The organism is Jiangella ureilytica (assembly GCF_004348545.1).
Classification (GTDB): domain Bacteria; phylum Actinomycetota; class Actinomycetes; order Jiangellales; family Jiangellaceae; genus Jiangella; species Jiangella ureilytica.
In genome coordinates this window covers 52,510-75,633 of the sequence record NZ_SMKL01000010.1, presented here as the reverse complement: position 1 = coordinate 75,633, position 23,124 = coordinate 52,510, and the positions used below count along the sequence as shown (strand labels likewise).

General features: G+C 72.7%; 16 protein-coding genes. 9 read left to right on the top strand and 7 right to left on the bottom strand.

Translation table 11 applies throughout. The annotated features are described in order from the left end of the window. Window positions 1-55: 55 nt before the first annotated feature. The gene (locus tag E1212_RS06330) at window positions 56-1,723 is read right to left on the bottom strand and encodes a PucR family transcriptional regulator (RefSeq protein WP_131980523.1); all 1,668 of its coding nucleotides are present in this window, start codon (window positions 1,721-1,723) and stop codon (window positions 56-58) included. A 275-nt stretch (window positions 1,724-1,998) separates the two neighbouring features. On the opposite strand from E1212_RS06330, the gene E1212_RS06325 reads away from it, so the two are divergent. After that, the gene (locus E1212_RS06325; RefSeq protein ID WP_131980463.1) at window positions 1,999-4,284 is read left to right on the top strand and encodes a S9 family peptidase; all 2,286 of its coding nucleotides are present in this window, start codon (window positions 1,999-2,001) and stop codon (window positions 4,282-4,284) included. A gap of 270 nt (window positions 4,285-4,554) precedes the next feature. Here E1212_RS06325 and E1212_RS06320 read toward each other — a convergent pair whose 3' ends face one another. The 4 genes from E1212_RS06320 to E1212_RS06305 all read right to left on the bottom strand — a co-directional run bounded on the left by E1212_RS06320 (window position 4,555) and on the right by E1212_RS06305 (window position 9,440). Next, window positions 4,555-5,556, bottom strand: a complete 1,002-nt coding sequence (locus E1212_RS06320) for an ABC transporter ATP-binding protein (protein WP_131980461.1) — start codon at window positions 5,554-5,556, stop codon at window positions 4,555-4,557. Next, entirely contained in the window at window positions 5,553-7,556 is a 2,004-nt protein-coding gene (locus E1212_RS06315) for a dipeptide/oligopeptide/nickel ABC transporter permease/ATP-binding protein (RefSeq protein WP_131980459.1), read from the bottom strand. The genes E1212_RS06320 and E1212_RS06315 overlap by 4 nt, the downstream gene beginning before the upstream one ends. A gap of 3 nt (window positions 7,557-7,559) precedes the next feature. Beyond that, complete coding sequence (locus E1212_RS06310; protein ID WP_131980457.1) at window positions 7,560-8,552, bottom strand: ABC transporter permease; 993 nt, start codon at window positions 8,550-8,552, stop codon at window positions 7,560-7,562. Window positions 8,553-8,699: 147 nt separating this feature from the next. Then, window positions 8,700-9,440: a TetR/AcrR family transcriptional regulator gene (locus tag E1212_RS06305; RefSeq protein ID WP_162605344.1), complete on the bottom strand. Its 741-nt coding sequence runs from the start codon at window positions 9,438-9,440 to the stop codon at window positions 8,700-8,702. A gap of 100 nt (window positions 9,441-9,540) precedes the next feature. Between E1212_RS06305 and E1212_RS06300 the strand changes: the two genes are divergently transcribed. The 5 genes from E1212_RS06300 to E1212_RS06280 are packed head-to-tail and all read left to right on the top strand — an operon-like array spanning window position 9,541 to window position 17,338. Further along, window positions 9,541-10,929 carry a serine hydrolase domain-containing protein gene (locus E1212_RS06300; RefSeq protein ID WP_131980453.1) on the top strand — a complete coding sequence of 463 codons (1,389 nt, stop codon included), beginning with the start codon at window positions 9,541-9,543 and terminating at the stop codon, window positions 10,927-10,929. Window positions 10,930-10,946: 17 nt separating this feature from the next. Next, a complete protein-coding gene (locus E1212_RS06295; RefSeq protein ID WP_131980451.1) occupies window positions 10,947-12,554 on the top strand; it encodes an ABC transporter substrate-binding protein in 1,608 nt (535 codons plus the stop codon). Continuing rightward, window positions 12,551-14,158, top strand: coding sequence for an ABC transporter substrate-binding protein (locus E1212_RS06290; RefSeq protein WP_131980449.1), 1,608 nt, complete (start codon window positions 12,551-12,553; stop codon window positions 14,156-14,158). Before E1212_RS06295 ends, E1212_RS06290 begins: the two co-directional genes overlap by 4 nt. Continuing rightward, complete coding sequence (locus tag E1212_RS06285) at window positions 14,155-15,999, top strand: CocE/NonD family hydrolase (protein ID WP_131980447.1); 1,845 nt, start codon at window positions 14,155-14,157, stop codon at window positions 15,997-15,999. Before E1212_RS06290 ends, E1212_RS06285 begins: the two co-directional genes overlap by 4 nt. Before the next feature lie 4 nt (window positions 16,000-16,003). Continuing rightward, window positions 16,004-17,338 carry an amidohydrolase family protein gene (locus tag E1212_RS06280; protein ID WP_131980445.1) on the top strand — a complete coding sequence of 445 codons (1,335 nt, stop codon included), beginning with the start codon at window positions 16,004-16,006 and terminating at the stop codon, window positions 17,336-17,338. Here E1212_RS06280 and E1212_RS06275 read toward each other — a convergent pair. Further along, window positions 17,325-18,320, bottom strand: a complete 996-nt coding sequence (locus E1212_RS06275) for an ornithine cyclodeaminase family protein (RefSeq protein ID WP_131980443.1) — start codon at window positions 18,318-18,320, stop codon at window positions 17,325-17,327. The genes E1212_RS06280 and E1212_RS06275 overlap by 14 nt on opposite strands. Before the next feature lie 67 nt (window positions 18,321-18,387). Here E1212_RS06275 and E1212_RS06270 point away from each other — a divergent pair, with 67 nt between their 5' ends. Then, window positions 18,388-19,635: an NAD(P)/FAD-dependent oxidoreductase gene (locus tag E1212_RS06270; RefSeq protein ID WP_131980441.1), complete on the top strand. Its 1,248-nt coding sequence runs from the start codon at window positions 18,388-18,390 to the stop codon at window positions 19,633-19,635. Window positions 19,636-19,806: 171 nt separating this feature from the next. Here the strand turns inward: E1212_RS06270 and E1212_RS06265 are convergent, their stop codons facing one another. Continuing rightward, on the bottom strand, window positions 19,807-20,508 hold the full coding sequence (locus E1212_RS06265; RefSeq protein WP_203416492.1) for a GntR family transcriptional regulator: 702 nt from the start codon (window positions 20,506-20,508) through the stop codon (window positions 19,807-19,809). A gap of 98 nt (window positions 20,509-20,606) precedes the next feature. Between E1212_RS06265 and E1212_RS06260 the strand changes: the two genes are divergently transcribed. Further along, window positions 20,607-21,575, top strand: coding sequence for a dipeptidase (locus E1212_RS06260; protein ID WP_131980439.1), 969 nt, complete (start codon window positions 20,607-20,609; stop codon window positions 21,573-21,575). 23 nt (window positions 21,576-21,598) lie between these two features. Further along, complete coding sequence (locus tag E1212_RS06255) at window positions 21,599-23,116, top strand: serine hydrolase (protein WP_131980437.1); 1,518 nt, start codon at window positions 21,599-21,601, stop codon at window positions 23,114-23,116. Window positions 23,117-23,124 lie beyond the last annotated feature (8 nt).

Sequence of the window (23,124 nt, the reverse complement as noted above, 5' to 3'; positions counted from 1 at the left end):
TTCGTCGTCGGCGCAGAAGATCGGCCGCCGTGATAGGTGGCTCGAACAGGGGCGCTCAGCGGTCCTCCGGCGCGACCCTGGCCGCGGATGCCAGGGGCCGATCGAAGATCCGCAGCTGGAGCATGGCCGCGAACCGGGCGTCGGCGTCGTCGAGGTCCAAGCCGCCGAGGGCGCTGAGCCGGCGCAGGCGGTAGCGCAACGTGTTGGGGTGCACGTGCAGCGAGGCGGAGGCGACGGTGACGTCGCCGAACGCGTCGAGCCAGGCATGCAGCGTCTCGACCATACGTCCGTTGTGCTCCTTGTCGTACTCCCAGAGCTTGGCCACCGCACCGGTCAGCCCGTCGCCGCGAGCGGTGACGAGGTCACGCAGCTCGAGCACGAGCGCCTCGACCGTGACGTCGCCGAGCCGGGCGACCCGCGGGCCGGAGCCGTGCCGCGAGCGCAGCACCCGCACCACCCGGTCGGCGGTGGTGCGGGCGTACGCGAGCTCGGCGACGTCGCGCGCGACCGGCCCGACGGCGATCGCCGCGCGGTCGCGGTGGCCGACCCGGCCCAGGAACTCGGCGGCGATGCGAGCGGCGCGATCTTCGCCGTCGGCCGCGTCCCCGCTCAGCGGCAGCAGGCCGTACGCGACGTCGCCGACCAGTGCCGCCGCCGAGCGTGCGTGCACGGCGCTCAAGTGCATCGCGAAACCGTCGCTGAGCTGCTGCCGTTCGGTGGCCAGGCCGGCGTCGGACGGCCCGGGCTGCATGCTGCCGGGCTGCTGGATCGTCGTCAGGGCCAACACGACCACCGGCTGGTGCGCCAGGCCCAGCCGGCTCAGCGCGTCGCGGGCGCCCGCGCCGCCCTCGAGCGCCGTGCTCAGCAGGTCGGTGCGCAGCCGGCGCTCGACGTCGGCGCCGGCCCGGATCCGCAGCATGTGCAGCGCCACCAGCTTCGCGGCGTCGCGCAACGCGCGCAGGCGATCCTGGCTCAGCGGCTCCCGGACCGCGGCCCAGATGGAGCCGAGCACCTCGTCGCCGGCGCGCACGGCGACGGCTACCCGGGGCTGCTCGTCGCGGCCCAGCGGCAGCGGGTCGATCCAGACCGGCTCGTCGTCGCGGTAGAGGCGCCGGAAGACGCCGCGTTCGGCGAGCATGCGCGTGTACTTCTCCGGGACCTGCCGACCGAGGATCGTCTCGATGCGCGACTGGTCCGCCTCGTCCTGGCGGCCGGAGAACGCGAGCACGCGCGAGCTGCGGTCCTCGACGGTGATCGGCGCGTCGAGCAGCGCACTGACGGCGTTGGCCAGCGCGAACAGGTCGCCCGACGGGATGCCGCCGAGGCTCTCCGCGTCGACCACACCGACGTCGCCCTCGGCCAGCAGTGACCGCAGGATCGCCACCAGCTGGGTCCACGACGCCCCCGGGGTGAGCCCGAGCACCGCCACGCCCGACTCCTCGGCCGCCGCCGCGACCGCGTCGCCGTGGGGCACCGGCGCCCGGACGATCAGTGCGGCGACCTGCTGCCGTCCCAGCTCCGGCAGCAGCGCGGTGATCTCCTCGGCGTCGCGCAGGCCAACGCCGAGAACCAGGGCGTGCGGTGGCAGGTCCGGCCGGTCGGCGGGGTCGTGGATGACCACGCCGCCGATCTCGGCGCCACGCTGCGGCTGCCCGTGACCGAGCGTCAACAGGGTCGAACCGAGGTCGTCGAGCACCCGGCCGAGGCCGGCCCGTGGTCGCATCTTCACGCGGCGACACCACCCCACCACCGAGGGACCTGTGCGAGCCGGGGTACGGGCCCGCTCGCGTGGTTCGATCGAACGACAAGGACCATAACGTACGTTGTACTTTATTGCCTACTCCAACGACTCCATGGTGTCCCGGAACGGGCTCGCCGACATGCTGCCGATGCTGCAACGACCGGCCGCCGATTCGTCGGATCGCACGAACCGGGGCCGTAACTTACGCCGTACAGTAGGGCCGGACCCCACCGTCGTTCCCTCGAAGGAGGCCACCCATGACCAGCGACCGGTTGCCCAGGTCGGCGTACGAACGTGCGGAGCGGATGATGGGGCATCACCGGTCCCGCCTGGCGTTGCGAGCCTCGGTGCGGCCGCGCTGGACCGGCGACGGCGGGCGGTTCTGGTACCGGGTCGACACCGAGCGCGGCACCGAGTTCGTGCAGGTCGACCCGGCCGCGGGAACGCGGGTGGCCGCGTTCGACCACGAGCGGCTGGCCACGGCCCTGGCGTCGGCCGGCGGTGAGACGGTGCAGCCGTACGCGTTGCCGTTCGACGCCATCGAGCTGTCGGGCGACGCCGTGGAGTTCGAGGCGTTCGAGGCCCGGTGGAGCTGCCGGCTCGACGACTACATCTGCGTCCAGGACGACAGCCGGCCGCGGCGGACCCCGCTGGCCCGGGTGTCGCCGGACCGGCGGTGGGTGGCGTTCCGCCGGGGTCACGACCTGTGGGTGCGGTCGGTGGCCACCGGTGAGGAGCTCCCGCTCACCACCGACGGCACCGCCGAGCGCAGTTATGCGACGAACCCCGACGTCGGCAGCAGCCGGTGGTTCCTGCGCCGCCTCGGCGTCTTCGAGCCGGTGCCGGTCCTGGCATGGTCACCGGACTCGCGGCGGATCCTGACCCACCGCACCGACCACCGCGGGGTAGCGACCATGCCGCTGGTCGAGGCCGCACCGGCGGATGGCGGACGGCCGCTCTTGCACACGTACCGGTACGCCATCCCCGGTGAGACGCTGCCGCGTGGCGAGTGGGTGGTCTTCGACGTCGCGACGCGGACGGTGGTGCCGGCCGCCACCGACCCGTTCCCGCTCGGCTACGTGTCGCCCTTGCGGTTCGGCAACGCATGGTGGTCCGCCGACGGCTCCACGGCGTACTACCTCGAGCAGCCGCGCGACCTGAAGACGCTCCGCCTGAAGTCGATCGACGCGGCCACCGGTGAGGTGCGCACGCTGGTCGAGGAGACGGGCCAGACCCGGGTGGAGGCCGCGCAGTCGCTGGTGCAGAAGCCCATGGTGCACGTCCTCGCGGGCGGCCGGGAGGCGTTGTGGTACTCCCAGCGTGACGGCTGGGGTCACCTCTACCTGTACGACCTCACCACCGGGCAACCGGTCGCCCAGGTCACCAAGGGTGAGTACGCCGTGCAGGAGATCCTGCACGTCGACGAGACCACCCGCACCGCCCACCTCAGCGTCAGCGGGCTGGTCACCGACGACCCGTACCGGCGCAGCCTGGTCAGCGTCGGACTCGACGGCGGGAACCTCACCCGCCTCACCGACGACGACCTCGACCACGTCGTCACCGCCTCGCCAGACGGGCGCTGGTACGTCGACTCCGCCTCCACCGTCGACACCCCGCCGGTGACCACGCTGCGCGACCACACCGGCGCCGTCGTGCTGGAACTGGAACGCGCCGACATCACCCGCCTGCTCGCCGCCGGCTGGACTCCGCCGGAACGCGTCCGCACCCTCGCCGCCGACGGTGTCACCCCCATCTACGGCGTGCTCTACAAGCCGTACGGCTTCGACCCCACGCAGAAGTACCCCGTCGTCGACCACCCCTACCCCGGGCCGCAGATCAAACGGGTGGAAGCCGCCTTCGACTGCGGCCGCTACGGGCACGACGCCGAGGCCGTCGCGGCCCTGGGCCTCGCCGTGCTGGCCGTCGACGGGCGCGGAACCCCGGGGCGGGACAAGGCCTTCCACGACCACACCTGGGGGAACATGGGCGCCGCAGGGTCGCTGGAGGACCACGTCGCCGCCTTGCACCAGCTCGCCGAGACCCGGCCCTGGCTCGACCTGGACCGCGTCGGCATCTTCGGCCTGTCCGGCGGCGGGTTCGCCACCGGGCGCGCTCTGCTGGCCTTCCCGGACCTGTACAAGGTCGGCGTCGCCGAGGCCGGCAATCACGACAACCGCGCGTACCACGCCATGTGGGCGGAGACCTATCACGGCCCCTACGACCCCGACGCCGGCCAGCTGCTGTCGAACACCGCGCTGGCCGAGAACCTCGTCGGCAAGCTGCTGCTCATCCACGGGGAGATGGACGACAACGTCACGCCACATCTCACCATGCGCCTGGTCGACCGGCTCATCGCAGCGAACAAGGACTTCGACCTGCTCATCGTCCCCAACGCCGAGCACTCCTTCGCCGGGTACCAGCACTACGTCGCCCGCAAACGCTGGGACTACCTCGTCCGCCACCTGCTGGGCGTCGAGCCGCCGGAGTACCGCCTGGCGCCGGTGCCGGTCGACCCCGACGTGATGGAGTTCTACCTGAGCTAGGTCTGCACACCCGCGCGGCCGTAGCGGGCGCCCACGCTCCGCGGCCGAAGAACGGGCAGCCATCAGGGGACGGGGCGCATGTGGGCACGTCAGCCTCTCCTGGCGGTACGCGTCGTCACGGTGTGCCGTGACCGTACGCGTCGTCACGGTGTGCCGTGACCGCCTGCGGACAGTCATGATCATCAACGATCCGGCACGACACCAGGCGTTCTCCCCTTCACCCGCGGATGCCCCCGTCCACGTCGTGACCAAGCAGCCGCGCCGCAGCCATCAGAGTCGGGGATCACCCAGCCCGCGGGCGGTGAGCATCTCGGTCGCGTAGTGGCAGGCGGCGTGGTTGGGGTGGTCCATGCCGGGCTCGACGGTGAGGCAGTCCGACCGCTCGGGCAGGACCAGGGGGCCGACGGGGCAGCGCGGATGGTACCGGCAGCCGGCTGGCGGGTGGTGCGGGTCGGCCGGCTCGGCGTCGGCGATGGCGCGCAGGACCGGGTCGCTCTCGATGCGGGTCAGGTTGTCGACGTCCGCGTCCGGCGCCGCCGCGAGCAGGTCGCGGGTGTACGGGTGGCGCGGCGAGCCCAGGACGTCCTCGGCCGGGCCGTGCTCGACGATGCGGCCGAGGTACATGACGGCGATGACGTCGCTCACGTAGCGCACGACGGCCAGGTTGTGCGAGATGAACAGCATCGACAGGTTCAGCTGCCGCTGCAGGTCGCGCACCAGGTTGAGCACGGTCCCCTGGATCGACACGTCCAGCGCGGAGGTGATCTCGTCGGCGATGATCACCTCCGGCCGGCCCGCGAGGGCGCGGGCAAGCGCGACCCGCTGCCGTTGCCCGCCGGACAGCTGGCCCGGGTATGCGTCGGCCCGGCCGGCTTCGAGGCCGACGAGGTCGAGCAGCCGGACCACCTCGGCCCGCCGGGCAGCGGACCCGCGCAACGCCCGGCGCGGGATGGCCTCGGCCACCGAGTCGCCGATGGTCATACGCGGGTCCAGCGACGAGTATGGGTCTTGGAAGACCATCTGCACGGGACGTTCGGACCGGCCGCGCCCGCCGTGGCTCAGCGCGACGCCGTCGAGGGTGATCCGCCCGTCGCTGACGGGAGCCAGCCCGACGGCGGCCCGGGCCAGCGTCGACTTCCCGGACCCGGACTCCCCGACGAGACCGACGACCTGGCCGGACGGGACCACGAGGTCGACGCCGTCGACGGCGACCATGCCGCTGCGCCCGGTCCCGAACCGCACCCGCACACCGTCGAACCGCAGCTCGCTCACGATGCCTCCCCCACTCCCACGTTGTCCTCGGTCACGACGGGCAGCGGCTCGCCGGCGTGCCAGCAGGCCACCCGCCGCCCCGCACCGTCAGTAGCCAGCGGTGGGTGGGCGGCGCGGCAGTGGTCGTCGGCGAGCGGGCACCGGTCGGCGAACGCACAGCCGGGCGGGAAGTGCGCCGGGTCGACCGGCCGGCCCGGGATGATGGTCAGCGGCCGGTCGCGGTCGGCGGCCATGCCCGGCACCGCCGCCAGAAGCGCCCGCGTGTACGGATGCCGTGCCTCGGTGCGCAGCTCGCTGCTGGGCAGGTCCTCGACCACCCGGCCGGCGTACATGACCATGACGCGGTCGCACACCTGCCCGACGACGGTGATGTCGTGGCTGATCAGCAGCACGGCCACCTGCTTCTGTGCCCGGATCTCCTCGAGCAGCCGGAGCACCTGCCGCTGGACGGTGACGTCGAGCGCGGTTGTCGGCTCGTCGGCGACGATCAGGGCCGGGTCGCCCATCATCGCCATCGCGATCATGGCGCGCTGCCGCATGCCGCCGGAGAACTCGTGCGGGTACTGGTGCGCCCGCCGCTCCGGCGCCGGCACCCGGGCGGCTCGCAGCCGGTCGACGGCGCGGGCGCGGGCCTCGCCGCGGCTCTTGCCGAGGTGCCGGCGGACGACCTCACCGAGCTGCCGGCCGATCCGCATGGTCGGGTTCAGCGAGGTCGTCGGGTCCTGGAACACCACGCCCAGCGACGTGCCGAGCAGCCGGCCGATGCCCTTGGCGCGACCCCGCGTGTGCAGCAGGTCGGTGCCCTGGAACTCCAGCCGGCGGGCGTCGACGCGGCCGGGCGCCTCGATCAGCTGTGCCACCGCGAGCGCCGTCAGGCTCTTCCCCGACCCGGACTCCCCCACCAGGCCGACGGCCTCGCCGCGGCCGATCGTGAACGAGACGCCGCGGACCGGGGTCACCGGCCCGGCCGGCCCGGTGACGGTGACGTGCAGGTCCTCGACCGCGAGCACAGGCGCCGTGTCCTTATCGGACGCGGGCCGCGCCTCGTCGACGGCCGCGGCCGGCACGGGGCCGTACGCCGACGCCGTCCGCACGTTCGCCGTCCGCAGCCCGACCTTCTTCGCGACGACCTCACCGGCCAGGTTGAACGCCAGCCCGGCCAGCACGATCGTCACACCGGGCGCCAGCGCGCCCGCCGGGCTCACATAGATGCCGTTCAGCCCCTCGTTGAGCAGCAGGCCCCAGTCGTATGACGGCGCCTGCACGCCCAGACCGAGGAACGACAGCCCGGCGAACGCCAGCAGCGCGCCACCGGCGCCCAGGGTGGCGTTGACGATCAGCGGCTCGCCGATGTTCGGCAGGATGTGCCGCAGCAGGATCCGCATGCGGCCCAGGCCGGCGATGCGCGCGGCCGCGATGTAGTCGCGTCCGGACACGCCGGCCACCAGCGTCGACGTCACCCGGGCGTAGTACGGCGCCATGCCGAGCCCGACGGCGAGGACGGCGCCGCGGATACCGACGCCGAAGATCACCGCGAAGAACAGCACCAGCAGCAGCGCGGGGAACGCCACCGCGACGTTGATGGTCGCGACGGCGAACCGGCCGACGCGGCGGCCGAGCAGCCACGGCGCCGCGCCCAGCAGCACTCCGGTCGCCACGCCGATCGCCGTCGCGAGGAGCGCCAGCGCCACCGACAGCCGGGTCGCCACCAGCACCCGGTAGAAGATGTCGCGGCCCAAGCTGTCGGTCCCCAGCCAGTGCGCTGAGGACGACCCCTGCGACAGCGAGCTGGTGTCGATGGCATCGGCGCGATCGCCCCACAGGATCGGGCCCAGGATCGCCAGCAGCAGCACCAGGCCGAGCAGCGTGGCCGCGGTGGCACCCAGCGGCGACCTCAGCGCCTGTCCCCACCGGCCCAGGCCCGCGGCCCACTTGCGGCCCCCGCCGGCCCGCCAGCGCGACAGACCCTCCGGCCGTTCCACACCCGTGAACACCTGCATCGCTCAGCTCTCCCGAATCGTCGACCGCGGATCGAGCAGCGCCAGCGCCACGTCCACCACGAGGTTGATCACCAGCACCCCGACGCCGTACACGAGGACGATGCCCTGCACGACCGGATAGTCCTTGGACAGGATCGACGACACGATCGTGCTGCCCAGGCCAGGCCACGCCAGCACGTTCTCGACCAGCACGGTGCCCGCGACGAGCCCGCCGAGCAGCAGCCCGCCGACCGTCAGCGTCGTCGTGACGGCGTTGGGCAACGCATGCCGCAGGTAGATCCACCGGGCGGGCAGCCGTTTGGCCCGGGCGGTGCGGATGTAGTCGGCGTCCAGCACCGTCAGCATCTCGACCCGGACGAGCCGGGACAGGACCGCGGTCGGCCCGATGGCCAGCGCGAGCACCGGCAGGAGGTACGACTCGACGGTGCTCTTCCCGGCCACCGGCACCCAGCCCAGGCTGACGCCGAACACGTAGACGAGGCCGACGGCCAGCAGGAAGTCGGGGATGGCCGCGATCACCACGCTGGACGAGGTGAACGCGAGCTCGGTACGGCGGCCGCGGCCGCCGCGAGTCAGCGCCGCCATGAGCACGCCCACCGGCACCGACACCAGCATGATCAGCACGAACGCGTAGGCGGCGATCTCGACCGTGGCAGGCAGCCGGTCGGCGATGATCTGCGACACGTCGACGTCGGTGGTCATCGACGATCCCCAGTCGCCGGTGACGAGGTTGCGCAGGTAGTCGACGTACTGCTGCCAGATCGGGTCGTTCAGTCCGAGTGCCTCACGGCGTGCCTCGACCAGCTCCTGCGGTGCGGTGGCGCCCAACGACGCGCGCACGGGGTCGCCGGGGATCAGATGGATCATGAAGAACGCTGCCGTCACGAGGACCAGCAGCGAGATGAGCAGGCGCCGCAGGCGGCGCAGCACGAAGCCCACCCACGGACTCTCGACGACACCCCTCAGTGCACCGGGCGTGGCAGTTGCGGTCGTCACCGGCGCGGCTCCTCCCTCTTGGGGTCCGGATCATTCGGTCATGGTGCCCGGGTCAGGCCGGGTGGTGTTCATCGCAGCGGACAACACGAGGCTGCCCCTCTCGTCCCGAATGATGAAGCTGTGAAGGTCTCGCTTGGGTGTAATACCCTACACCTGTCGGTCGTCGCTGCCCAGCCTCAGCGGTACATCGGCCAGCGGCTCGACACCGGCCGCCCTCGCCACCGTGTACAGGAGCGCGTGCAGCCCGAACTCGAACGCCTGAAGCTGCGTGAATGCCGGGAAGTCGTGGCTGGCCAGCTCGTGCATGGCCGGATACGCGTCGGCCGGCAGGGTGAGCCAGCGCAGCCGGACCCGCTCCCAGTGGTCCGGCTCCTCGTCCCACATGCGCCGGGTCGGGTAGACGTAGGCGCTGCCGAGGATGAGCCGCATGAACGTGGCCACCAGCCCGACCGCGGTGTGGTGGTCGAACCGCAGCCGCCGCATGCAGCCGTAGACCGCCTCGGTGAGCCGCGCCTCGGCCGGGTTGATGTCGTCGCCGAACCCGGCCTTCTCCAGCTGCAACAGCGCGGGGTGCTCGACGAACAGGCGGAAGTAGGCGCGCATGATGTCGCGCAGCTGCTCCAGGTCAGAGCCGGTCTGCTGGGGCAGCTCGAAGCGGTCGAACATCTCCGCGGCCACCGCGTGCAGGATCGCCTCCTTGTCGCGGAAGTGGGTGTACAGCGCCATCGGGCGCACGCCGAGGTCGTCGGCGAGCCGCCGCGTCGTCATGGCCTCCAGCCCGTCGGTGGCCACGACGTCGATGGCCGCACGCACGATGACCTCCGGATTGAGCGTGCCGCGAGGTGCGCGGCGGCGCTTGGCCGTGCGGTTCGTGCGAGTCGACGACACAGGATCCCTCGATTCTTCCGATCCGACCATCCGGCCGACGTTAACTTACGGTGTACTGTATCACCTACTCCAGCCGTCCCGACCTCTCTGAGGAGCCTCGATGCCCATCAGCCCCTCCGGTGTCTCCGAGTCTGAGCTGCGCGAGCTGTGCGAGAAGACGGTCGCCCGGTTGGACATCGCGGGCGCGCAGATCGCCATCGCGACAGGCGAGACGGTGGTGCAGGCCGAGGCCGGCGTCGCCAACGCCGAACGGGACACACCGGTCACCGCCGACACGGTGTTCCAGATCGGGTCCACCACGAAGGTCTACACGGCCGTACTCATGATGCAGCTGGCCGACGAGGGCCTGGTCGACCTCGACCGGCCGGTCGCCGAGTACCTGCCCGGCGTGCGGCTGGCGATCGGTGACGCGTGGCGGTCCATCACGCCGCGCCGGCTGATGGCCATGAACAGCGGCCTGGACAACGGGCCGTACACCGACACCGGCCGCGGCGACGACGCCGTCGCCCGCTACGTGGACCTGATGGCGCAGATCCCGCTGGTGTTCCCGCCTGGGTCCGCGTACGGGTACAGCAATGCCTCGACGAACGTGTCCGGGCTGGTCATCGAGACACTTACCGGGCAGTGCTGGGACGACGCGCTGCGCGAGCGCGTGCTGGACCCGGCCGGGCTGACAGAGTCGGTCACCCTGTTCGAGGAGCTCCCCTACCACCGGCCGGCGGTGGGACGGCTGCCCGGTGCCGACGGCGTCGTCCGGCCGTGGTGCTTCAGCCGGGGCATGGGACCGGCCGGCTCGTCGCTGTCCACCACGGCCCGCGACCTGGCCCGGTTCGGCCAGCTGTTCCTGCGTCGCGGGCGGGCCGCTGACGGCACCCGCATCCTCTCCGAGACGGCCGTCGCGACGATGCAGACGCCGCAGGTCGACGTGCCGTCGCGGGTCTTCGCCGACGCGTGGTGCGTCGGTCCGTACCGCAAGGTCTGGGGCGGCGTCGAGGTCTTCGGACACAGCGGGACCACGCACAACGGCTCGTCCACGCTGCTGTGGATCCCCGAGCACGACGTCGCCGTCGCCGTCGTCGTCAACACGCCGCCCCGTGGCTACCCGTTCGCCGACGCCGTCTTCGACGCCGTGCTCCGCGACGGGCTGGGGCTGCCCAAGCCGCCGCGGCCCGAACCGGACGCCGGGCTGACGTTCGACCCGGACCACTATGTAGGCCGCTACGACGCCTGGGGCGTGCGTTACGACGTCGCTCGGCAGGACGGCGGCCTCGCGCTCACCGTCCGGCAGATGCGCGACAACGACCCCGCCACCGGCGAGGCCGAGGAGCCCATCCACACGCTGCTGCACCCCATCGCGCCGCACCGCTTCCTGCCCGCCGACGACGCCGTCACCGGCAACCACACCTGGGACATCGCCTTCACCCCCGGCGCCGGCGGCCGCGTCGCGCTGCTGCACAACGGCGCCTTCGCCGCCCGCCGCGGGGACTGACCCGGAGGGACACCCTCATGCGCACGTCGCACACCCTGCTCATGCTCCTCGCCGCCGCACTCGCCGGCAGCGCCGGCTGTGGTGCCTCGTCCGGCCCGACCGGCGACACCCGTGGCGCCGGTGAGACGCCGGACTACGCCACCGACGGAACCTTCACCTACGCCGTCAACGCGGATCCGGGTGGCTTCGACCCGTACCACAGCCAGCTGATCTTCGGCCTCGCCTACCTCGCCTACGACTCGCTGGTGAACCTGCGTCCCGACGGCGAGTTCGTGTCCGGCCTGGCCGAGGAGTGGACCGCGGACGCGGACGGCGCCACGTTCACCCTGCGCGACGACGTCACCTGCTCCGACGGCGCACCACTCACGGCCGGCGACGTCGCCGCCGCCATCTCCTACGTCGCCGACCCGGCCAACCAGTCGCCCCACTACGGGACCATGGTGCCGACCGTGCCGCTGACGGCCACCGGCGACGACGCCGCCCGCACGGTGACGGTGACCTTCCAGGAACCGTTCGGGTTCCCGCTGCACACCATCGGCAACCTGCCCATCGTCTGCGCCGGCCGCCTGGCCGACCCGGACTCGCTGAAGACCGGCTCCAACGGCACCGGGCCGTTCACGCTCACCGAGGTGGTCCCCGGGCAGACCTACACCTTCACCCGCCGCGACGACTATGCGTGGGGCCCCGACGGAGCCAGCACCAGCGCACCCGGGACGCCGGCCCGGGTGGTCCTCCGGATCGGCCTCAACGAGACGACGATGGCGAACCTGCTGCTGTCCGGCGAGGTGAACTTCGCCCTGATCAGCGGGCCGGACGGTCAGCGGCTGGACGCCCAAGGCCTGACCCGGCTGGACACCCCTGGTTCCGGCGCGTGGCTGTGGTTCAACCAGCGGGACGGCCGCGCCACCGACGACCTGCGGGTCCGGCGGGCGCTCGTCCATACGCTCGACCTGGAAGAGGTCATCAAGGTCAACGGCAGTGGCCGCGGCACCACGTCGACCGGCCTGGTCACGATCGAGCCACAGGTCTGCCCCGGCGACACCGTCAGCGGCCAGTTGCCCGAGTACGACGTCGCCGCCGCCGAGGAACTGCTCGACGACGCCGGCTGGGTGGCGGGCGCCGACGGCGTCCGGGAGAAGGACGGCCGGACGCTCACCCTGAACCTGCACTACTTCGGGCCCGGGTCGGTGTACAACGAGCCGACCGCCGAGCTGATCGCCGCGCAGTGGCAGGCCATCGGCGTTCAGGTGGAGCTGACCGGCGACGACGGAACGGGTCTGAACCGAGTCATGTTCGAGACCGGTGACTTCGACGTCTACATGCAGGGGTTCGGCTACAGCCTGCCCAGCCAGGCGATCTCCTACAACACCGGCCCGGTCCCGCCGGACGGCACCAACCTGGCCGGCATCCACAACGAGGAGTACGAGGAGCTCGTCGTCCAGGCGCAGGCACTGACCCCGCCCGAAGCGTGCACCTACTGGGACCGGGCCGAGCAGGCGCTGTGGCGCAACCTCGACATCGCTCCCATCGCCAATCGGCCCAACACCTGGTTCCTGCAGCACGCCGACGCCGAGATCGCCGGCTTCAACTTCCCCATCCCGACCAGCATCCGGGTGTTCTCATGACCGCGACACGTACGCCCGCCGTCCTGCTCGTCGCCTTCGCGGCCGCCTGCCTGGCCACCGCCTGCGGCGCGACGTCGGACGACGACACCGGCAGCACCGGCGGGTCGGCGAGCTACGCCATCGACGCCACGTTCACGATCGGGCTGCGTGACGATCCCGGCACGTTCGACCCCTACCACAGCCAGCTGATCTTCGGCGAGGCCTACCTGGCCTACGACTCGCTGCTCAACCTCGCCCCGGACGGCGAGTTCGTGTCCGGGCTGGCCGAGACGTGGACGGCCGACGCCAACGGCGCGACGTTCACCCTGCGCGAGGACGTCACCTGCTCCGACGGCGCGCCACTGACCGCGAGCGACGTCGCGGCGGCGATCACGTTCGTGAGCGACCCGGCCAACCAGTCGCCGCAGTACGGCGTCTACACGCCGACCGTCTCGCTGACGGCCACCGGCGACGACGCGGCCCGCACGGTGGAGGTGACCGTCGCCGAGCCGTTCGGCTTCCTGCTGCACACCGTCGGGCAGTTGCCGATCGTGTGCGCCCGCGGCCTGGCCGACCCGGACTTGCTGAGGACCGAGTCCGACGGCACCGGGCCGTTCGTGCTCACCGACGTCGTGCCCGGGCAGACGTACACGTTCACCCGCCGCGACGACTACGCGTGGGGGCCCGACGGCGCCGGCACCGACCAGCCCGGAATGCCGAAGCAGGTGGTGCTGCGCATCGTCACGAACGAGTCGACGCGGGCCAACCTGCTGCTGTCCGGCGAGATCAACTTCGCCCTGATCACCGGACGCGACTGGCAGCGCCTGGACGCCCAGGGCCTGGACAAGGTGGTCGTGCCGTCGTCCGGAGCCTGGCTGTGGTTCAACCAGGTGGACGGGCGGGTCACCCAGGACAAGAAGGTGCGCCAGGCACTGGTCCAGTCGCTGGACTTCGAGGAGCTCGTCGCGGTGTCGACGGGAGAGACGGGCAGCCTGTCGGACGGGCTGATCACGGCCGAGCCCAAGGCCTGCCCGGGCGACACCGTCAGCGGCCAGCTGCCCGGGTTCGACGTCGCGGCGTCCGAGGCGCTGCTCGACGAGGCGGGCTGGGCCGCGGGCGCCGACGGCCTCCGCGCCAAGGACGGCGTGCCGCTGACGATCGACCTGCACTTCGTCCCGTCCATCACGCCCGACTACCAGCCGGCCGCCGAACTCGTCGCGCAGAAGTGGGAGGAGCTCGGCATCCGGGTCGAGCTCACCTCCGACACCTTCACGACGATGAACCAGTTCATGTTCGAGACCAGCGACTACGACGTCTACCTCGGCGGGTTCGGCTTCGGGTTGCCGCACCAGGCCGTGCCGTACCTGTCCGGGCCGGTCCCGCCGGACGGGACCAACCTGTCCGGCCTCCACAACGCCGAGTACGAGGAGCTGGTCGCGCAGGCCCAGGCCCTGACGCCGCCGGAGGCCTGCGAGTACTGGGGCCGGGCCGAGCAGGCGCTGTTCCGCAACCTGGACCTGGTGCCGATCTCGAACCGGCCGTGGCCCTTCTACCTCCAGCACGCCGAGGCGCGCACCAGCAGCACGAACTTCCCCGTCCCGACGAGCATGCGGGTGCTGCGGTGAGGACGCTCGAGCGGCTGCTCGCGGCGACGGCGAGCGGGACGCCGGAACCCCGGTTCGATGCCGATGCGATCCGTCGCGAGACGGTCCGGATGGCGGTGCGTGACGGAACCCTGCTGGCGACCGACGTGTACCTGCCGCCCACGACGCCCGCGCCCGCCGTCGCGCTCCGCACCCCGTACGGCCGGGACCAGCTGGGCGAGTGTCTGCTCGTGCTGGCCCGCCGCGGCTACGTCGTGGTGGCCCAGGACTGCCGCGGCACTGGGGACAGCGAGCCGGACCATTGGGACTTCATGGTCCACGAGCGCGAGGACAGCGTCGACCTGGTCGACTGGATCACCCGGCAGGACTGGTACAGCGGGTTCGTCGGCGCGCTCGGCGGCTCCTACGCCGGCTGGATGCAGTGGTGCATGGCGCTGCACCCGGCCATGTCCGCCCTCGCGCCGGAGGTGGCCGGCTTCGGCGTCGGCCGCCCGGGCCGCGGGCCGAACAGCTACCTGTTCGTCAACTCGTACTCGCGCTCGGTCGGCAAGGGCGCGGACCAGCTCGCGCTCGGCTACGAGGAGACCGAACGGCGGATGCGGGCGGAGACGCTGGCTGGCGGGTGGTTCAACGAGCCCATGGACGCGCCGTTCTCCGCGCCGCTGCTGGACCGGTACCCGCAGCTGCGGACGCTGCCGGCCGACGCGGCGCAGGAGTGGCTGTGGGAGCGCTACCGGACGGCGGACCCGGCCGGCCGGGCGTCGCTGGTCACCACGGCGCTCGGCGGCGACCGCGTCACCTACCAGGACCTCGGTCGCTGGTCGGGGCTCTTCCCGCACCGGGTCGGCGACGGCTACCTGTTCCCCCGCGCCGTCGACGGCGAGCTGTACGCGTCGCTGCGCACGCCGGCGCTGAACATCACCGGCTGGTACGACTGGGGCCTGGACTACACGCTGGCCACCTGGGAACGGCTGACCAGGCTGGCGCCGCAGCCGGTCCGGTCTCGCAGCCGGCTGCTGATCACCCCGGCGGCGCACAATCAGCCCGGCTACCACGAGGGTCGCGACGATCACCCGGAGTTGGACCGCGTCTACCGGACCGCTCAGATCCTGGACCTGCTCGACCACTGGTACACGGCCGTGCGCGAGGACCGCCTGGACGACTGGCCGGCCGTCGTCTACTACCTGATGGGCGCCAACGAGTGGCGCAGCGCTCCGGCGTGGCCGCCGCCCGAGGCGGCCGTCCGGGAGCTGTACCTGGGCGCGGGCGGGGTGCTGACGACCCGGCCGCCGGGCTCGCCGTCGGCGCCGGACCGCTACACGTACGACCCAGCCGACCCGACCCCGACGGTGGGCGGCAGTCTCGTGTCGTCGGTGTACCTACCGGGCAGTGTCGACGTCGCGCAGGTGCAGGCCCGCCCGGACGTGCTGACGTACACGACCGAGCCGCTGGAGCGCGACCTCGACGTGGCCGGGCCGCTCCGGCTGGTCCTGTACGCGTCGTCCAGCGCGGTGGACACGGACTTCAGCGCACGGCTGAGCGACGTGTTCCCTGACGGCCGGGCGATCCAGCTGCAGAGCGCCACGCTGCGGACCCGGTTCCGCGACCCCGGCGGTGCGGTCGCGCTGCTCGAGCCGGGCCGGGTGTACCGGCTGGACGTCGACCTGTGGGCCACGGCGAACCGGTTCCGCGCCGGGCACCGCATCCGCCTCGACGTCACGTCGTCGGACTTCCCCCGCTTCGACCGCAACACCAACCGCGGCGGCGAACCGGGCCCGCCGGTCCGCGCCGACCAGGCCGTGTACCACGATCCGGCGCGCCCGTCCCGCCTCGTCCTGTCCGTGCTGCCCGGAGGTGAGTAGGCCCATGATGCTGCGAGCGATCACGGGCGCGACCGTGCTCGACGGCACCGGGCGCGCGCCGCTGCCCGGCGCCGTCGTGCTCATCGACGGCGACCGCGTCCGGTCGGTGTCGCGGGCGGCGGACACCGTCGTGCCCGCGCAGGCCGAGGTGATCGACGCGGCCGGGCGGTACGTGATCCCCGGGCTGATGGACGCCAACGTCCACCTGTTCGGCGCCCCCCTGCCCGACGTCCTGATCGAGCACGAGGGCGGCTACGCCGCGTTCGTCGAGGAGGCGGCGCAGGTCACGCTGCGGGCCGGGATCACCACCGTCTTCGACACCTGGGGCCCGCTGGGTCCGCTGCAAGCCGTCCGTGACGCGATCGACCGCGGCGACACGGCCGGCAGCCGGATGTACGTCGGCGGCAACATCATCGGCTTCGGCGGGCCGCTGTCGCCGGACTTCTTCTCACCCGGCGACGGCTTCGGGCCGGACACCGTCGAGCGCATCAACGGGCAGTGGGAGCACGGTGTCGGCGCCGACCTGCTGTGGCGCACCCCGGAGCAGGTGCGGTCGCGGGTCCGCGACTACGTCGACCGGCACCGGCCGGACTTCCTCAAGTACGCGGCCAGCGGGCACGCGACCGCGTTCATCACCTTCTCCGCGGCCGCACAGCGGGCGATCGTCGAGGAGGGGCACCGGGCCGGCATCACCGTCCAGGCGCACACGACGACCGTGGAGAGCCTGCGGATGGAGATCGAGGCCGGCGCCGACCTGCTCCAGCACGGCGACATCACCGGCTTGGAGCCGATGCCGGAGGAGACGCTGAAGGCCATCGTCGACCGGGGGCTTCCAGTCGCCGCGATGCTGTTCACTGAGCGCCACCATGCCTGGGTCGCCGAGCACGGCAGCCCGATGATGCGCCGGCTGTACAACGCGCACATGGACGGCAACGACCGGCGGCTCGTCGAGGCCGGGGCCCGGCTGCTGCTCACCACCGACGCGTTCGTCTGGGGGCCACGTCTCGTGCGGCATCCGGCCTTCGCGCCGTTCCGCGACATGGCCGACACTCCGACGCGGCTGGGCGAGTCGCACATCCTCTGGCTGCAGGGCGCGCTCGAGCGCGGCATGGCGCCGATGGAGGCGCTGTTGTCGGCCACCCGCTACATCGCCGAGGCCTACCACGTCGCCGACGAGGTCGGCACCCTCGAACCGGGCAAGCGTGCCGACCTGGTGATCCTCGAGGCCGACCCGCTGGCCGACGTGCAGAACTACACCCGCATCGTCGACGTGATCAAAGACGGCGCCGTCGTCGACCGCGACGCCCTCCCGCTGCGCCCCGTCATCACGACCCGGTGAGCGGCAGACGGTGGCCGAGACCGGCGCGGCGGGCGCGCTCGAGGACGGCGGCCGCCGCGGCGGCGTCCTGCACACCGAGCCCGGTGCTGTTGTAGAAGACCAGCTCGTCCGGCGCGGTGCGGCCAGGCGTGGTGCCGACGAGCACGTCACCCAGGCCGACCAGCTGGTCACGGAGGAGCGTGCCGGCGTGCAGCCCGGCCACGATCGGGCCAGCGTGCGCGGCCGCCGTCGCCGGGTCGTCGACCACGACGCGCGCGGCCGCGACGACGTCCGGGCCGACCTCGCAGCGGCCGGGCGCGATGGACCCGAGCGAGACGACGGTGGCGCCCGGCGCCAGCCAGCCCCGTTCCACCAGCGGTTCCGTGCTCAGCGTGCACAGCACGACGATGTCCGCGCCGGCGACCGCCTCGCGCGCGGTGGCGCTCGCGCGAACCGGCAGCCCGGTCTCCGCGGCCAGATCGCGGGCCGCGGCGGTGCGGCGTCGCTCCGACCGTCCCCACAGCCGGACCGCCCGGAACGGCCGGATCCGGGCCAGCATGCGGACGTGCTCGTGGCCCTGGACGCCGCAGCCCACAACGGCCAGTTCGGCGGCGTCGGCCCGGGCCAACGCGTCGATCGCCACGGCGCTGGCGGCGGCGGTGCGGCGCGTGGTGATGACGGTGCCGTCCATGACCGCGGCCGGCTGCCCGGTGACGGCGTCGAGGACGACCACGAGGGCGGCGATGGTCGGCAGGCCCGCGGCCGCGTTGGCCGGGGTGACGCTGCCGAACTTGGACACCGCTGGGTCCGCCGTCGACAGGCGGGCGGCGTAGCAGAACGCCACGGCGCCGTCGTCCGCGGCCGGCAGCATCAGCTTGTCCGGCTGCACCGCCGTGCCCTTCCCCAGCGCCTCGAACGCCGCCCGCTGCGACTCGACGGCGGTCTCCGGGTCGAACAACGCCGCGACGTCGGCGGCCGAGAGGACCATCACGTCCGCTGTCATCACGTCTCCTCAACCTTAGGTATAATACCTTACATTCCAATCGGTCCGCGGTCGAGAGGGTGCCGTCGTGAACAGAGTCGCCGTCGTCGGCGCCGGAGTGACCGGCTTGGCCACCGCCTGGTTCCTGCAGGAGCACGACGTCGACGTCACGGTGTTCGACCGGACCGGTGTCGCGGCCGGGGCCTCGTGGGGCAACGCCGGGCTGGTCGTGCCGGCCCTCACCGCGCCGCTGCCCGCGCCCGGCGTGCTGACGTTCGGTCTGCGTGCGCTGCTGAACCCGGCGTCGCCGGTGTCGGTGTCACCGCGGCCGGACCCGGAACTGCTCCGGTTCTTGACGGGGTTCGCCCGGCACAGCAGCCAGCGCCGCTGGGCGGCCGGGGCGCGCACGTTCGTCCCGCTGGACCGGCTCGCGCTCGAGGCCTTCGACCAGCTCGCGGCCGGTGGTGCGGGTACGGACGGCGCGGGCGGCCGGGCGGGTCCGCTCATCGCCGCCTATCGCACCGAGCGGGAGCGCGACGTCCTGCTCGCCGAGCTGGACCACCTCCGCGCCGCCGGACGTGAGCCGGCGTTCGACCTGCTCACGGGCGACGAGGCGCGGGCGGCCGCGCCGGCACTGTCCGGAGCGGTCGGCGCGGCGGTCCGCCTGCACGCCCAGCGCCACGTCGACCCCGGCCGGTTCGTCCACGCGCTGGCCGCGTCCGTCACGGCCCGCGGCGGCACCGTCCGCACCGGTGTCGAGTCCGCCGCCGTGACCGCGGTGGCCGACACCGGCGCGGACGTCGAGGTGCGGATACCCTCCGGGACAGAGCCCTACGATGCCGTCGTGCTCGCGACCGGCGCGGCCCTCGGCCGACTGGCCCGCCGGTTCGGCGTGCGCCGCGTCGTGATGGCCGGACGGGGCTACAGCTGCAGCGTGCCGGTCGATCCGCTGCCGGCGACGCCGCTGTACTTCCCGGCCGCACGCGTGGCCTGCACGCCGATCGGCGGCCGGCTGCGGCTGGCCGGCATGATGGAGTTCCGCCGCATCGACGCCCCGCCCGACGCCCGCCGCGTCCGCGCCGTCGCCGACGCCGTCCGCCCGCTGCTCACCGGCGCAGACGTCGACGACCAGCGCGACGTCTGGGTGGGCGCCCGCCCCTGCACGCCCGACGGCCTGCCGCTGGTCGGCGCCACCCGATCGCCGCGGGTGTTCGTGACCGGCGGCCACGGCATGTGGGGCGTCACCCTCGGCCCAGCGACCGGCCGGCTGCTGGCCGAGCGCATCGTCACCGGCCGGCTGCCACCGGAACTGGCGCCCTTCGACCCGCTTCGCTGACGTCGCGCCGCACCCCCCGTTGCCCGCCGTCCCCGCCGGCATGTGGCCGTGGGGTCAACGGGGAGTTGCCGGGCGATATGCCCGGGGGCGATCGATACCCCGGTTGCCCCGGGATCACCGCAGTCGGGACGGCAGGCGGGGACGGGCAGGGCGACCCGGAGTGCGGCCGCTTCAGCCGGAGTGTTCGGCGTGACCGGCCCAGATGCCGCGAGTGTGCCGCAGGTGGCGATCCATGATGGCCGCTGCCAGGTCGGCCTCCCCCGCGGCAACGGCGTCGATGAGGGTGTCGTGCTCATGGGTGGACTCCATGAGGCTGGCCGAGCCGGCGACGTGGTCGAGGCCGTAGAGCCGGCCCTGGTCGCGCAATGAGCCGACGATGGTGAGCAGCCGCTCGTTGCCGAGGTGCGCGAGCAGGCCCATGTGCAGGTCGCGGTCGTTGTCGAGGAAGCCGACCCAGTCGCCGTCGGCGGCGCACTTCTCGGTGGCGGCGGCGATCTCGCGGAGGCGGTCCGCCTCGGCGTCGGCGAGCAGGCCGCGCTCGGCGATGGTGCGCACGGCTGAGACCTCGATCATCCGCCGCAGCTCCACGATCTCGTCGAGGTCGCCGTCGGTCATCTCGCGGACCCGGAAGCCGCGGTTGCGGGCCAGCTCGACGAGGCCCTCGCGGGCGAGGTCGAGGACGGCCTCGCGCACCGGCGTCACCGAGACGCCCAGCTGCTCCGCCACCGCGCCGAGGGCATACAGCCGTCCCGGCGCCAGCTCGCCGGAGATGATCCGTGCCCGGATCACCCGCAGCGCCTGGTCGCGCAGGCTCGACGCCGTCAGCTTGGCTCCGCCCAGCTCCTGACCCAGACCCGTCACCGCTTCACTCACCCGATCATTGTCGCACAGACACGGAAGAAAGGCTTGACACCACACACGTAAGGTATTACACCTAATGTTCAACCAGGCGGATCGAACGGGAGCGAGTGATGACCCTGCACTCCGACGCGATCGTGATCGACGGCACGTGCCCGGCCCTGTGGTGGCGTGAGCAGTACCCGAGCTGGATCGCCGGCGGCGCCACCGCCTGCGTCGTCAGCGTCGCCGCGTGGGAGAGCTGCCGCGACACCGTCGGCCTGCTGGGCGACACGTACCGGTTCCTCCGCGAGCGCGACGACCTCGTCCTCGCCACCACGGCCGACGACATCCGCGCCGCCAAGCGCGACGGAAAGCTCGCCGTGGTCCTGCACTTCCAGGGGACGCAGCCGGTCGAGTACGACGCCGGCCTGGTCGAGGTGTACTGGCGGCTTGGCGTGCGCGTGGTCCAGCTGACCTACAACGTCCGCAGCCCCGTCGGCGACGGGTGCGAGGAGCCGAACGACGCCGGGCTCAGCCGGTTCGGGCGCCAGGTCGTCGGCGAACTGAACCGTCTCGGGATGATCGTCGACGTCTCGCACACCGGCCTGCGGACCAGCCTGGACGCCGTCGAGGCCTCCACCGCGCCCGTCATCGCGTCGCACTCGAACTGTGCCGCCGTGCACCACAGCCGGCGCAACCTGACCGACGACCTCATCCGGGCCCTCGCGGCCGGCGGCGGCGTCATCGGGGCCAACGGCTACGGCGCGTTCGTCGTGTCGTCGGCCAAGCCCACGCTCGACGACTACATCGACCACATCGCCTACCTCGCCGACCTGGTCGGCACCGAGCACGTCGGGATCGGCCTGGACTACACGACGCCGAACCCGCCGCTGGACGTCTACGAGCAGCTGATCCGCGACGGCGTGTGGTCACGGGAGAGCTACCCGCCGCCGCCCTGGCACTACCCCGCCGAGCTCGAGGACGCCTCCGGCCTGCCGCGCCTCACCGAGCGGCTGTTCGAGCGTGGGTTCGGCGCCGACGACGTGCGCGGCATCCTCGGCGAGAACTGGCTGCGCGTCTTCGGCCAGGTCTGGCGCTGACGGCGGGGAGGCGAGGGCTCCGAATGGGCACAACGACGTTGACCGGACTGGACGAGCACGTCGAGCAGGCCCTGCACGACTGGGGCATCCCCGGCGCCGCCGTCGCCGTCGTGCACGGGACCGACGTACTGCACGTCGGCGGCCACGGCGTCAAGGAGGCCGGCAGCGACGACCGCGTCGACGAGCACACGCTGTTCCAGCTCGGCTCCACGTCCAAGGCGTTCACCGCCGCCGCGGCCGGCGTCCTCGTCGACGAGGGGCGGCTGGGCTGGGACGACCCGCTGGCCGCCCACCTCCCCGGCTTCCGGCTGCACGACCCGTGGCTGACCAGAGCCGTCACCGTCCGCGACGCGCTCGCGCACCGGACCGGCCACGTGGACGTCTGGGCGCCCGGCCTGGAGATCATGGGGGCAGACGAGGCGCTGCGGCGGATGCGCTACCAGCGCCAGGCCGAGCCGTTCCGCGCCTCGTACGTCTACAGCAACCTCATGTACGGCGCCGTCGGCCAGGTCGTCGAAGCCGTCTCCGGCACGACCTGGCAGGAGCTGGTCCGGACCCGCATCTTCGAACCGCTCGGCATGACCCGCAGCGGCACCAGTGCCCTGGACTACTGGGACGACAAGCACGTCACCGCCACGTTCTTCGGCACCGCGCCGGCCGGCGAGGTGCGGCGCACCGAAGCGCACGATGGCAACGTCGCGATGCCGCACCGCCTCGGCGGCGGGCCGGCCCGCAGCATGCCCTGGCAGAGCTATGACACGCTCGCGGCCGCCGGCGCCGTCGTGTCCAGTGCTGCGGACCTGTCGAACTGGCTGGTCATGCAGCTGAACGACGGCCGGCCGATCCTCCGGCGCGACACGCTGCGCGAGATGCACAGCCCGCAGAACCCGCACGACACCGCCCGCTTCCCGTTCGAGAACACCACCCACGCGCTCGGCTGGCGCAACGAGCGGTACCGCGGCGAGACGCACGTGTCGCACGGCGGGCTCATCATCGGCTTCCCCGCCCAGGTCTCGCTGCTCCCGGACCGACGGCTCGGCGTGGCCGTGCTCGCCAACGGCGACCGGGCGAGCTTCGACCGCACGGCCCATGGCTACGACCCGTTCGCCTTCCACACGGCGGTGTCGCTGTGGGTCTTCGACCAGCTGCTCGGCCGGCCACTCACCGGCTGGAGCGCGGAGCTGGCCACCCGTCAGCGCGCGGCCCAGCGGGCGCACGACGAGGAGGCGGCAGCGCTGACCGCCGCCCGGCTGAGCGGCACCCGGCCCACCCTCGCGGTGGACCGGTATGCCGGCGACTACGAGGACCACCACCGTCTCTACGGACGCCTCCGGATCACCGCCGACGACGACGGTCTTCTGCTCGCGTTCCCCGGTGCGGGCGCGTTCGCCGCCCGCCTCGAGCACTGGCATGGCGACGTGTTCCGGATCCGGCCGCTGGGCGTGCCCTACGTGCGCCCCTTCGCCCGGTTCGCCGTGGGGCCGCGCGGGTCCGTCGAGGCGCTCAGCATCCTCGACGCCGACTTCCGGCCCGCGTCGTGAGCGCCCCG

Excerpts from the sequence above, each read along its gene's own strand:
- E1212_RS06295 (WP_131980451.1), top strand. The coding sequence starts at position 10,947 with ATGCGCACGTCGCACACCCTGCTCATGCTCCTCGCCGCCGCACTCGCC.
- E1212_RS06280 (WP_131980445.1), top strand. The coding sequence starts at position 16,004 with ATGATGCTGCGAGCGATCACGGGCGCGACCGTGCTCGACGGCACCGGG.
- E1212_RS06315 (WP_131980459.1), bottom strand. The coding sequence starts at position 7,556 with ATGCAGGTGTTCACGGGTGTGGAACGGCCGGAGGGTCTGTCGCGCTGG.
- E1212_RS06260 (WP_131980439.1), top strand. The coding sequence starts at position 20,607 with ATGACCCTGCACTCCGACGCGATCGTGATCGACGGCACGTGCCCGGCC.
- E1212_RS06300 (WP_131980453.1), top strand. The coding sequence starts at position 9,541 with ATGCCCATCAGCCCCTCCGGTGTCTCCGAGTCTGAGCTGCGCGAGCTG.
- E1212_RS06330 (WP_131980523.1), bottom strand. The coding sequence starts at position 1,723 with ATGCGACCACGGGCCGGCCTCGGCCGGGTGCTCGACGACCTCGGTTCG.
- E1212_RS06255 (WP_131980437.1), top strand. The coding sequence starts at position 21,599 with ATGGGCACAACGACGTTGACCGGACTGGACGAGCACGTCGAGCAGGCC.
- E1212_RS06290 (WP_131980449.1), top strand. The coding sequence starts at position 12,551 with ATGACCGCGACACGTACGCCCGCCGTCCTGCTCGTCGCCTTCGCGGCC.
- E1212_RS06325 (WP_131980463.1), top strand. The coding sequence starts at position 1,999 with ATGACCAGCGACCGGTTGCCCAGGTCGGCGTACGAACGTGCGGAGCGG.
- E1212_RS06275 (WP_131980443.1), bottom strand. The coding sequence starts at position 18,320 with ATGACAGCGGACGTGATGGTCCTCTCGGCCGCCGACGTCGCGGCGTTG.